We start from the raw sequence: 11787 nt of genomic DNA, 5'->3' as shown, positions 1-11787 counted from the left end.
CCCGGAGCAGCGCGTCGGCCTCATTCTGTATACGTATCGAGGCTTGACGACAGGACCGGGCAAGCTCCTCTTCGCCGATCTTGGAAGTCATGCGCACGTCCCGTTCCACATTCCGAATAATGTCCAGCTGCGCCTGCGTGTGAGAAGAAAGATGGCCGTTCTGCGTATACAGGCCGCACGCCTGTCGAACGTACGCTGAATACTCCCCAACGAACGCCTCTCCACGCACAATAGTCCGACGACTCAGGTCCTCAAGATTCTCCCGGCGCGGTTCAAGGCTCCTTACCTGTTCGAGATCCTCTCCGTCGTCGCCAGCACAATGGCCAAAATTCGGTGATTCGTGTCGCGAATAATATCCCATCCCTATTTCCACCTCCTCGCGACATCCACATCACATTCCTCGATGACATTCGCAATCTGTGGGAACTTGTTGGCCTGCTCCAGCACACACGACACGGCAGCGGACACATTGTCCATCAGCGCGTTGCCTACATCACGCCCCGAAAACATTCCAGGCACCGTGCTCGACCCGAAATTCACCGATTGGTTCGCGAAACCCGAGGCGTCAAAGCCCCGTCAACTCTCCAATCGCCTCTTGTGCACCGGCTGTGCTCGATTTGATGGTTCCTTCAGCCATAAGACACCCCCTGCAGACACCAATCAACAATAACATAAAATGACAGAAATCAATACAAAATATATCGCACCCAATAACGATAAAATTAGGGATACCGGCGAAAACATGTGTCGGGCCGTTGAAATTTCAACGATTTCAGTCGGGATGACAGGATTCGAACCTGCGACATCCTGCTCCCAAAGCAGGCGCGCTACCAAACTGCGCTACATCCCGATGTGCCCGTAAAACAAAGCACAAATAATAAGTATAGCGCAACCCCGGCCATGCGACTCGCTAAGATAGACAACGGCATATAATATGGCACGCAAGCGGGAGGACAGGAACTGCAAAGCGCAAACGTCCACGAACAAAACAATAACGCATGAACGCTCACGAACGCGAACCACGAAACACGGTAAGCGAACAGATATAAACACCGATACTTGCGGAAACGCAACGTCAACGGATGAGTCGCGAACGTGACTCACGAAAATGCGAACGCTAGCAAACAGACCACAAACACGAACGCCGACGAAAAAACGAACGCTAGTGGGTAAGCTGCGAATATGGCAGCAAAAACACAAGCCACAACAAAAGATGACGAAGGGTAACGAATAACAATGGGACTGCATCAGCGCACGGAGACCTCGGGGCTCGTCTCCTTCATCATCTGCGCCATCGCGGGAGCGAGTATCATGGAGCTGTGCGTCTCGCTACTGCCGGCCGCATGGATGATCAGCCGTCGGCAGTTCGTCATCGCCTCCATCATCATCGCCGCGTGCGGCACCATTTCCTTTATCTTCGGCTACGCACGGCGCTCGAGCTCGCTCAATACCCACAACCGCTGGATAGAAATCCTGCGCCGCCTGGTCGAAATCCTCGCCCTTGCGACGGTTTATGCCTCCACGCTGTTCCTCACCTCATTCGCAATCCTGAGCATGGCCAACAACCTGATGGGCACGATGTTCCTTGAATACATCATCCCCATGTGTGCCGGCTTTGCAGGCATCGCCGGGTACGTCACCTTTGTGCAAGCAGAACTGATGGACGCCAAAACACTGGCCGGTCTGTTGCCGCTTTTTGTGGTCGCCGGCGTGAGCGTCGCGGGCCTGACCACAGACGATCCGAACTGGTACACCAACAATTTCTCGCAGCTCGGCGACCGCACCACCTTCGCCGCGCACATGTTCAACTCGACGCTGATTCTCGCTGGCATCTGCATCATCATCGTCAGTTACTTCGCCATTTCCGAACTCGTGACCTCATACCGCCAGCGCCGCGAATGGCATCAGGAGCAAGGCCCGCTGCGTTCCAGCCACATCAAACACTACAAAGCGCGTCTCATCTGCCTTTCGATCATGCTTGCCTTCTCCGGCATCGCCTTTATAGGCATCGGAACATTCCGCTATACGCCGCATCCCATCCTCCACAATGTTTTCGCCCGCGGCATCGTCGTCGTCATGGGTCTGCTTCTGCTTACGCTCCCCTGGCTTGCACCGCAGCTTTCCCTCGCCATTTACGCAGCCGGCTATCTTGCCATCGCCGTCTGCGGCGTCGTGCTCGCGCAATGGTTGATGGGTGCCAACACGATGACCAACGTCGAGGCACTGGCCGGCCTCGTGTTCCTCGGCTGGTTCATCATGTTCTCGCGTCAGATAGCGGCCATCGAAGCCGATCGTATCGCCGAGCAGGTCATGCATATCGACCAGGAAGAGACTTCACCAGACTTGGCCACCGCCCATGTCGCCGACACCATCCCGTCTTCGGTCGACAAGAACCACCGCATGCATTCGCGTATCGCAGCCACTCAGTAAAGGAGAGGCATGCAGGAAACCCGGTCAGAGAAGGTTCGGTCCTCTCTTTCCATCCGCATTAAAACAACATCAATATTGGAATATTGGATTGACGATTATTCAAAACTTCGTTTCGTTGATGCTTTCCTGACCAAATTATTTTCGTAATATGCCATGAAGTGGAGCCATAGTCTTAGTTCCGCCAGCATACGAGCAGATGGCCACTATATCGAAAATCGTACCGTTACTTCCCAGCTGCCAACCGCTCGCGCAACCGACGAATCTCCTCGTGCTGGATGGCGATGGTGGAATCCGCAGCCTGAATGCCGATGCCGGTCAGTTCCTCCCACGTCACCCACGTGGACTGAACGTGTTCATCCTTGTCGAAATGACGCGATTCCTGCTTCCATGCCGACAGGTGAATCACGAAAATATGCGCCAGTTCGTTGGTCATGCCGCCGGAGGAATAGAAATCACCGACACGTTCAAGCCGCACCGAATTCTCGTCTTTCGGCACGACTCCCGTTTCCTCTTGCAGCTCACGCAACGCTGAAACCTCGGGTTTTTCGCCGTCTTCCATCAGTCCCGCTGGAAAACCGTAAGTAAATTTATTTGGACCGACACGATATTCGCGTTCCAGCATATACTTGTCCCGGACTTCGTCGTGAACCAGCATCACCACTGCCTGCGGATGGACCAGAATCTGCCGGCGCACTGGCACTTCCCCACCGTCGGTTTTCGCGAGCGCCAGCCTGCGGTCATCAATATGGAAAATGGCCCCACGGTAGACGGTTTCGCTGGAAATCAAGCGTACCGGGGCTTCCATGTTGACACCGTCGGTCGAGTCCTGCAAACGCTTATTGACCCGCTTGCGGATAGATTCTGTCATTTCTACATCCATTATTCTTCCCAACTTCCCCATCTCCACTTTTGACGTAGATGAACCTCAATATACGAATATATTAATATCAACTACTTTTCATCAATGTAGAACAAAAACATACAAGCCAAAGCAGAACTAGATACACCAACCCACACGGTATATTCCAACAGATACTTGATGACTAGTTCCGCCCAAGCACCAGTTGCCATGGGTCAGTGACGATACCGACGCGTTCCGTCTCAGGCCGGAAACCAGTGGCCTTCTCAACTCCATCGGCGATATCGTCAAGCGCATACCTGAACCACATCGACTCGATGGCCGAATGTGGCGTGTTGATGAGTGCTGGCTTCATCGTGGCATGGTTGAGCGTCGCTTCATAACAGGCCTGTTGCAGCGCGTCTGTGGCCGGGTGATGGCGCAAGTCGCTGGTCACATAGACGTCGGCACTGCTTTCCCGCACTTCGTCGAAATCGGAATCCCCAGAACCGGGCAACACGGCAATCTTCTGAACGTCAGCATCCAAATCGCCTGCAACCTGAATACCATAATTCGTCTTTGGTACTTCCGCTGCAACGCGTTCGGCAAACACACGCAACGTCATTGGCTCCGCTAGAGTACCGACACGCCCGAGCCCTATGGCATGACCATTTTCCTCGCCAGCAGACACCAGTGGCGTTTGATCCTGCAATCCGAACGCATCGGCCGCGGCCTGGGCGACCCCACGGTAGGCGACATCGGCGTTGGTGTGCCCGACCCACAGCCCACAGTGCGCACGATACAGTTTTCCGGCGATGGCCCCATGAACACCAAGCCCGGAAACCTCGTGAACCGCGCGGAAGAACAGCGGATGATGGCAGATGAGTAGATTGGCATCCATCGCAATCGCTTTGTCGACCACGGCCATGGTCGGGTCCGCGGCGAAGACAATCTTGCCGACGGTATCGTTCAAATCGCCGACTATCAGCCCTGGAAAGTCCCAATCCTCGGCATATTTGAGCGGATACAGCTGTTCCAGTACTTCGACGACTTCAGCAAGCCTTGGCTTCTTCTTCTCTGACATGTTTCCTCCGAACTATTAGCCATCTTCTGAACTATTGACAATCCATTTCAACCAATACCGACAATCGAGCACGCGACCAAAACTGACATCACTCATGAAACAGCTTCGTCACGCTTTCGAGCATCTACGCAAGATGGCTCCATTGCTTCCACAATAGAGCCATCGTCAAACACTTTTACCAGCTGGCGTGCGGGTTCAAAAATACCAGCCTCAAACAGATTGAGCGGTAACGACTACCGGAGACGAGCCATATCAGCAGTTTCCGCCAGACGCTAGCCCACCATCAGTGCGCAGCGGCCTGCCAATCGGAGCCGATGCCGATGGAGACATCCAGCGGCACGGCCAGGTCGACGGCGTGCTCCATAGCGTTACGCACCAAATCACTCACCTGCTCACTCTCCCCCGGCGCAACTTCCAGCACAAGTTCGTCGTGAATCTGCAGGATGACACGGCTTTTGACCCCGGCCTCACGAAGTGCATAATCGGCGCGAATCATGGCGATCTTCATAATATCGGCGGCAGACCCTTGAATCGGCGCGTTGAGCGCCGCGCGTTCAGCAGCATCCCGCACTTGGCGACGAGTGGAATTGAGCCCCGGGAAGTAACGGCGGCGACCGAACATCGTCTCCGTATAGCCTTTCTCACGCGCGGTGGCGACGAGCGATTCCAGATAGTCGTGCACCTTGCCGAACGTGGCGAAATACTTGGATTTCAGCACATCGGCCTCGGCCGGGCTGATCTTGAGCTGTTGCGAAAGCCCGTATGTACTCAGTCCGTAGGCCAGCCCGTAGCTCATCGCCTTGACGTGGCTGCGCTGGTCGGAAGTGATTTCGTCGACCGGAATGTCATACACAAGACTGGCCACATAGCGGTGAAAGTCTGCGCCGGACTTGAACGCTTCGATCAGCGATTCGTCACCGGAAAGGTCGGCCATAATGCGCAGTTCGACCTGCGAATAATCGCAGCTCAGCAGCGATTCGAAGCCCTCTCCCGGCACGAACGCCGAACGGATTTCGCGGCCGGTGGCGTTGCGGTTAGGGATGTTCTGCAGGTTCGGATCGACCGAGCTCAAGCGCCCGGTGGCCGCGACGGTCTGCTCGAAAGTGGTGTGGATCCTGCCGTCCTTGGGGTTGACGGCTTCCAGCAGGGTCTGCGCAATCTGCTTCAACTTATTGGTCTCACGGTGACGAAGTAGCGCACCAAGGAAATTACTGGCCTTCTCATCCTCGGCATACTTGACATACAGGTTCTGCAGCGTGGCAGCATTGGTGGTGTACGAACCGGTTTTGGTCTTTCGCGATGGCTTAAGACCCATTTCGTCGAACAAGACCGCCTGCAGTTGCTTCGGGCTTTGCAGATTGAGATCGTGGCCGGCCGCCTCAAAGGCAATCTGCTGGGCCTGATCGGCATCAGCCGCAAACCCGTCGAGCAGCTCGTGCAAGCGCCCCAGGTCCACTTTCGCACCGGCGTCCTCGATGCCGTAAAGCACTTGGGAAACCGGCAGTTCGATGGAGCGCAGCAGTCCATACTGCTTACGTTGATCAATCGGAGCCTTCAGGAAATCGGCGAGCGCCCGGACGATGGCGACATCCTTCACAGCTTCTTGCTGTTCCTCTTTCGGAGCGTCGTCGTCACTGTCCGCTTCCTCTTCACCGCCAAAATCAAGTTCGCCCTGAGTTTGTTTGGGCTTGCTGTCCTCAATGAGACCGAGGAAATGTTCAGCGGCCTTTCCAAGCGTTTCGGCATGGAAATCCGGATGCACCAGATAACCGGCAAGCTTGGTGTCGAAAAGCGGTCGCCGCATGGTCACACCGGCCGAAGCCAGCATATGCAGATGTTCCTTGTATCCGTGCACCACCATCGAGGTATGGAAGACATCCAACAGGAACTGCAACGCCGAACTCATGGCGTCATCGATGGTGCCTTCACCGATCATCGCCGCCTCGTTATCGGCCAACAGCATCACGGTTTCCAGTTTCGCGTTTCCCGGCTTGGAACGCCCGGTCGCGTATAGCACCCAAGAATGATCGACCTTTTCAGAGCAACACATATCACGATCGACTAGTTCCGGCCCTTTGGCACCGTCGATGATGGCCTGTTCATCCGCCTTTTCCGCAGCACGAACCTCGGCATCGTAGCTGTTTTGCTTTTCGATGGAAGTCTGGCCGGAATCATCATTCGGTTTGATGCCCGAATGGCCGCCGTCTTCCGAGCCATCATCCTTTTCGCCAAAAGTCTGAATAATCAGATCGGGGTTGATTTTACCTGCGGGATACACCGACGAGATGTGTGCGTTGATCCAGTCGCCAAGTTCTCCGGCATTGCGGATTTCGGTGACATGAGGATTCTTGATAATCGGCTCATCATCGTCGGCATCAGCCGCGGCCGCTCCAGCCGCCGAATCTGCATTTGCCGGCATGACCCCGCCATTGAAGGACTTGACCAGCCTGTTCTTCGACCGGTTGCTGAACTGGAGCTTGGAGAAGACCTCGTTGACCTTGTTCATATCCATACCGCCGAGCGTGAAGTCATCGATGGTGGCTCCGAGGTCGATATCGCGTAAAACAGCGTTGACGCGACGGTTGAGCTTGACCTGGTCGATGTTGTCGCGCAGCGCCTGCCCTTTCTTGCCGGGCAGTTCGTCGGCGTGCTCGATGATGCCTTCGAGCCCGCCGTATTGGTTGATCCACTTGGCCGCGTATCCATCGCCCACGCCCGGAACGCCGGGAATATTGTCGGCAGTCTCGCCGCGCATGGCCGCCAAATCCGGGTATTGCTGCGGGGTGACATGGTATTTTTCGACGATGGCGTCCGGGGTCATGTGCTTCAAGTCCTTGAAATGATGGCCGGGATAGAGCACGGTGATATCGTCGTCGATCAGCTGGAAGGCGTCGCGATCGCCGGAAAGCACGAGCGTCTTGTAGCCGGCGTGCTCGCCCATCGTGGCCATGGTGCCGATGATGTCGTCACCTTCGTAGCCCTTCTTCTCCACGTATTTGACACCCAACGCCTTGAGCAGGTCCTGGATAATCGGCAGCTGACTCAGAAGCTCCTCAGGTGCCGCATCTCTGGTTCCTTTGTATTGCGGCAGCATCTTGTTACGGAACGTGCCGCCTGCCATATCGAAGGCGACAGCGAGATGATCGGGCTTCTCGTTATCGAGCACCTGCGCAAGCATGGTCGAAAATCCCCATACGGCATTGGTCGGTTGACCGGTGGAGGTGGAGAAGCTTTCCACAGGGAGGGCGAAAAAGGCGCGGAAAGCGAGGGAATGGCCATCCACCACCAGAAGCTTGCCTTTGGATTTTGCGGTATTTTCTGACGATTCTATCGAACCGTTCGCTTTCGAGGTGCCTTCAGCTTTGTCTGGGTTACTCATCTTGTCGCTATTGCCGGCTTTCGCGGTATCGTTCGCTTTCTTCAAGCTTTCATTGTCACTCATAAGTTCGCTGTTCCTTGTAATCGCTGTTTTATACGCCGTGTTGTTTCACTGTTGGTATCCACTATACAAATATCGCCTGCCGATTCATAGGCGAATCGACAGGCGACTTCATAAAATTTTATGACTGAGCTCAGCGCTGCTGGGGTTCCGGCTTCGGATCGCCGTACTTGGCGATGATGGCCATAGCAAGACGCTTCTTGGGGATACGCTGATCCATGGAAGTCTTCTGGATCCAACGGAATGCACCCTGTTCGGAGAAGTCCGCCTTGTCCATCAACAGGCCCTTGGCACGATCGACGAGCTTGCGCTCCTCAAGCGTGTCCTCGGCCTTCTTGAGCTTTTCTTCGGCTTCCTTGAGCTGGGACTGGGTCTCCTTGAGCTTGCCTTCGTTCGCTTCGACGGTGTCGAGCAGATCGTTGATCTCGGCGAAACGGCCCATGGCCACTTCCAGCGCCGGCAGCAGCTTGGATTCCTCATACGGCTTAGTGACGTAGGCCATGGCACCAGCGCCGGTGGCCTGCTTGACCAGATCGGGCTGGGAATAAGCGGTCAGCATGACGACAGGGGCGATGTTCTCGTCGCAAATGGTGCCTGCTGCGGTGATGCCATCCATACGCGGCATTTTGACGTCCATGCACACGACGTCCGGGCGCTCCTTGCGGGTAAGTTCGACGGCTTCCTCGCCATTGGCGGCCTCGCCGACGACCTTGTAGCCATTGTCTTCAAGCATGGCAACCAAGTCCATACGGTTCACGGATTCGTCTTCGGCCACGACGACGGTGCGCTGACGCGGCTTGCCCTCTTCTTCGGTTTTTTCTGCCTTGGCTTCATCTGCGCCGGATTCGATATTATCGGTGGCAGCGGCCTTCAATTCCTCATCAGTCAGTATCTGGTCCATATCATCATCCATTTCTATAAACACTTCTGCACCCGTGTCTTCGCGCCTTCTCAGTCTCTTGTGACAAATGTCGAGTACATAAGGATATTGATACTATGATATATCAATCATTCAAAAGTGATAAACCCACTCAACGTGCCCTTGGTGGGACTCGAACCCACACTGCACAGATTTTGAGGCTGTTTCCTCTACCAATTGGGATACAAGGGCTTGTATCGGGCCGCAACCCCGAAGATTGCAACCCTTTAAAAATAGCATAATCAAGAGACGTCAGAGTGTCGATTTCGTCATCTGCGTGTCTTCTCGCGTGTTCTGCTCATTGACTTGAGCCAAAACAAGAACAATCCCCGACCTCCAAAACGTTTCCGTTTTAAAAGGACGAAGATTGTCTTTGAAAGGAAAATCAGGCTTTCAGCTAACGGCTATACCGTTTCGCCTCCAAGCCATTCCGAACTTCAGTCGGCATCGCAGGCGCCCACGGTGTGGACGTAGAGCGAGTCGGTGCGACCGGCCTGATGCGAGCCCTGCGCGGAGCTCAACACGACGATCTTGTCGCCGTTGACGACCTTGCCGGCATCGCGAAGCAGCTTGTCGGTGAAAATCATCAGCTGATGACGGTTCATGTCGTGGTAATCTTCGTTGACGCAGAACGCTTCGGTACCCCAGCTCAGAGCCAGCCAATGATAAGTATGCTCGTTGTTGGTGATGCCGTAAATCGGGGCGGCCGGACGTTCGCGGGAAACGCGGTGCACGGTGGAACCGGTCTGCGTGTAAGCCACGATGGCCTTGGCGTTGATCTTGTCGGCCAGATCGACGGCGGCAGAGGAAACGGCGCCGGTGCTCGACATATCGAGGTTGGAGATCGACGGGATGCGATCGAAGCCGTGCTCGGTGGCGTAGCCGGAGATGCGGGCCATCGTGTTGACGGTCTGTGCCGGGTACTTGCCAACGGCGGTCTCGTTGGAGGTCATGGTGGCGTCGGCACCGTCGAGGACGGCGTTGGCGCAATCGGAAGCCTCGGCGCGCGACGGAATCGGTGAATTGACCATGGAGCCAAGGACCTCGGTGGCGACGATGACGGGCTTGGCATATTCGCGGGCCAGCTCGATGCAGCGCTTAGTGACCAGCGGGACCTGCTCGAACGGCATCTCAACGGCCATGTCGCCGCGAGCGACCATGATGCCGTCAAACGCCTTGACAATGTCTTCGAGGTTGTCGACAGCCTGCGGCTTCTCGATCTTTGCGACGATCGGGATGCGACGGCCTTCCTCGTCCATGATCTCATGGGCGCGGTCGATGTCGGTGGCGAAACGCACGAAGGACATGGCGATGATGTCGGCGCCGGTCTGGATGGCCCAACGCAGGTCGGCCTCGTCCTTTTCGGTCAATGCGGGGAGGCTCACGGCCACGCCCGGCAGGTTGATGCCCTTGTGGCTGGAAACGGGTCCTGCCACGACGACCTTGGTGTGCACGTTGTTGCCTTCGACCTTGGTGACCTCAAGACGGACCTTGCCGTCATCGATCAGGATCGGGTCGCCGGGATGGCAATCTCCGGGAAGACCCTTGAACGTGGTGGAAGTGATGTGCTCGTCACCCTCGACGTCGTCGGTGGTGATGATGAATTCCTGGCCAGCGGTGAGCTGAACCTTGTCTTCGCCGTCTGCGTTCTTCTTGAACCAACCGCAGCGAATCTTCGGGCCCTGCAAATCGACCAAAGCGGCGACGTTGCGGCCAGTGGTCTTGGAAGCCTGACGAACGTTGTTGTAGACCTTCAGATGATCTTCGGTGGTGCCGTGCGAACGATTCAGGCGCGCGACATCCATGCCGTTCTTGACCAGCTCGGTCAAGTTCTCCAACGATTCGCTCGCCGGTCCGATGGTGTCTACGATTTTTGCTTTCCTCATGAATACCTGCCTATTCTTAGCTGACATTTTGTATGGCGGGAATCAACCCGCGACATATAACCAGTCTACTAGCATTCATAGGCATTGGTTGCCGTTCCGCCGACTTTTATGTGAGCGTTCACATACATCGTATAACGACAGCTATTCCGCCTTTGCGGCATCCTTCTTCATCTTGATGACACTGGCCAGGGCCGCCGTACCAATGGCGACGATGATGACGGCAAGCGATACCCACGTCGGGATTTCAGGCACCTGTGTAATCGGATGTCCCCCATTGATGAACGGCAGGGAATTGCCGTGAAGCGCTTCCATCACCAGCTTGACACCGATGAAACCAAGCACTACTGCCAGGCCGTATGGCAGGTACTCGAGCTTGTCGAGAAGCGCGCCAAGCAGGAAGTAGAGCTGCTGGAGACCGAGGAGTGCGAAGATGTTTGAGGTGAAGACGATGAACGGGTCTTTGGTGAGCCCGAAAATGGCGGGAATCGAGTCGAAGGCGAACATGACGTCGGTGGTGCCGATGGTCAGGAAGACGATGAGCATCGGGGTGAAGAACTTCTTGCCGTCGATGGTCGTACGGATTTTTTCGCCGTCATAGTGGTCCGTGATTTTCACCACTTTACGCAGCGCACGGATGATGGCGTTTTCGTGATATTCCTCGTCGTCATCGTCGCCGGCTACCAGTTTCACTGCGGTATAGATCAGGAATGCACCGAAGATGAAGAAGACCCACGTGAAGCGTTGGATGACGGCCGCACCTACCAGGATGAAGAGGCCGCGCAGAATCAGAGCGATGGTGATGCCAACGCTCAGCACATACTTCTGCAGCTTGCGGGGCACGGCGAAATTCGTCATGATGATGACGAAAACGAAGAGGTTGTCGATGCTCAGCGAATACTCGGTAAGCCAGCCGGAATAGAACTCAAGCGCGGGCTGCGAGCCGGAAACCCACCAGACCAGGCCGCCGAAAATCAGGGCCGCCACGACAAAGAACGCGATATGCTGCACGCACTCCTTGGTGGAAGGCACATGAGGCTTACGACCGATGACGAACAAATCGACGACGAAGAAAATCGCAAGCACCACGTATGTGGCGATCATAAACGCAAGGGGTGTTTCGGCCATATTCCTACCCTAAGGGGTGCCGGTGACCTGAAACGACGAAAGTTTGTTGTAAACCTAACTTTTTGT

At 55.5% G+C, this 11787-nt stretch carries 9 protein-coding genes and 2 tRNA genes; 2 read left to right on the top strand and 9 right to left on the bottom strand.

Translation table 11 applies throughout. The features are described 5' to 3' along the window. The first annotated feature begins 43 nt into the window (after window positions 1-43). Window positions 44-199 (top strand): hypothetical protein, encoded by a 156-nt coding sequence (locus OZX72_RS03850; RefSeq protein WP_277159087.1) that lies wholly within the window; start codon window positions 44-46, stop codon window positions 197-199. 164 nt (window positions 200-363) lie between these two features. On the opposite strand, the gene OZX72_RS03845 is transcribed toward OZX72_RS03850, so the two are convergent. Both OZX72_RS03845 and OZX72_RS03840 read right to left on the bottom strand, forming a co-directional pair. Continuing rightward, the gene (locus OZX72_RS03845) at window positions 364-510 is read right to left on the bottom strand and encodes a hypothetical protein (RefSeq protein WP_277159086.1); all 147 of its coding nucleotides are present in this window, start codon (window positions 508-510) and stop codon (window positions 364-366) included. 266 nt (window positions 511-776) lie between these two features. Beyond that, window positions 777-850, bottom strand: a tRNA-Pro gene (locus OZX72_RS03840). A 386-nt stretch (window positions 851-1236) separates the two neighbouring features. On the opposite strand from OZX72_RS03840, the gene OZX72_RS03835 reads away from it, so the two are divergent. Next, a complete protein-coding gene (locus OZX72_RS03835) occupies window positions 1237-2430 on the top strand; it encodes an ABC transporter permease (protein WP_277159085.1) in 1194 nt (397 codons plus the stop codon). 223 nt (window positions 2431-2653) lie between these two features. Here the strand turns inward: OZX72_RS03835 and OZX72_RS03830 are convergent, their stop codons facing one another. The 7 genes from OZX72_RS03830 to OZX72_RS03800 form a co-directional block, all read right to left on the bottom strand. Continuing rightward, complete coding sequence (locus OZX72_RS03830; protein ID WP_277159084.1) at window positions 2654-3298, bottom strand: NUDIX hydrolase; 645 nt, start codon at window positions 3296-3298, stop codon at window positions 2654-2656. A 175-nt stretch (window positions 3299-3473) separates the two neighbouring features. Further along, entirely contained in the window at window positions 3474-4352 is an 879-nt protein-coding gene (locus OZX72_RS03825) for a Nif3-like dinuclear metal center hexameric protein (RefSeq protein ID WP_277159083.1), read from the bottom strand. Between the two features lie 283 nt (window positions 4353-4635). Further along, window positions 4636-7794: a DNA polymerase I gene (gene polA / locus OZX72_RS03820; RefSeq protein WP_277159082.1), complete on the bottom strand. Its 3159-nt coding sequence runs from the start codon at window positions 7792-7794 to the stop codon at window positions 4636-4638. A 130-nt stretch (window positions 7795-7924) separates the two neighbouring features. Continuing rightward, on the bottom strand, window positions 7925-8704 hold the full coding sequence (locus OZX72_RS03815) for a response regulator (protein ID WP_277159081.1): 780 nt from the start codon (window positions 8702-8704) through the stop codon (window positions 7925-7927). 124 nt (window positions 8705-8828) lie between these two features. Then, window positions 8829-8902 (bottom strand) — tRNA-Leu (locus OZX72_RS03810). 245 nt (window positions 8903-9147) lie between these two features. Then, entirely contained in the window at window positions 9148-10596 is a 1449-nt protein-coding gene (gene pyk, locus OZX72_RS03805) for a pyruvate kinase (RefSeq protein WP_277159080.1), read from the bottom strand. Between the two features lie 141 nt (window positions 10597-10737). Then, the gene (locus OZX72_RS03800; protein ID WP_277159079.1) at window positions 10738-11721 is read right to left on the bottom strand and encodes a TerC family protein; all 984 of its coding nucleotides are present in this window, start codon (window positions 11719-11721) and stop codon (window positions 10738-10740) included. Window positions 11722-11787: the final 66 nt, after the last annotated feature.

The sequence above is a fragment of the Bifidobacterium sp. ESL0769 genome, from assembly GCF_029395495.1.
Taxonomy (GTDB): Bacteria; Actinomycetota; Actinomycetes; order Actinomycetales; family Bifidobacteriaceae; genus Bifidobacterium.
The sequence above is the reverse complement of the archived record's forward strand: the minus strand, read 5'-3'. Positions and strand labels throughout refer to the sequence as shown.

What these genes read in the sequence shown, in the direction of transcription:
- OZX72_RS03830 (WP_277159084.1), bottom strand. Translation starts at nt 3,298, where the DNA reads ATGACAGAATCTATCCGCAAGCGGGTCAATAAGCGTTTGCAGGACTCG.
- OZX72_RS03835 (WP_277159085.1), top strand. Translation starts at nt 1,237, where the DNA reads ATGGGACTGCATCAGCGCACGGAGACCTCGGGGCTCGTCTCCTTCATC.
- pyk (WP_277159080.1), bottom strand. Translation starts at nt 10,596, where the DNA reads ATGAGGAAAGCAAAAATCGTAGACACCATCGGACCGGCGAGCGAATCG.
- OZX72_RS03825 (WP_277159083.1), bottom strand. Translation starts at nt 4,352, where the DNA reads ATGTCAGAGAAGAAGAAGCCAAGGCTTGCTGAAGTCGTCGAAGTACTG.
- OZX72_RS03845 (WP_277159086.1), bottom strand. Translation starts at nt 510, where the DNA reads ATGTTTTCGGGGCGTGATGTAGGCAACGCGCTGATGGACAATGTGTCC.
- polA (WP_277159082.1), bottom strand. Translation starts at nt 7,794, where the DNA reads ATGAGTGACAATGAAAGCTTGAAGAAAGCGAACGATACCGCGAAAGCC.
- OZX72_RS03815 (WP_277159081.1), bottom strand. Translation starts at nt 8,704, where the DNA reads ATGGATGATGATATGGACCAGATACTGACTGATGAGGAATTGAAGGCC.
- OZX72_RS03800 (WP_277159079.1), bottom strand. Translation starts at nt 11,721, where the DNA reads ATGGCCGAAACACCCCTTGCGTTTATGATCGCCACATACGTGGTGCTT.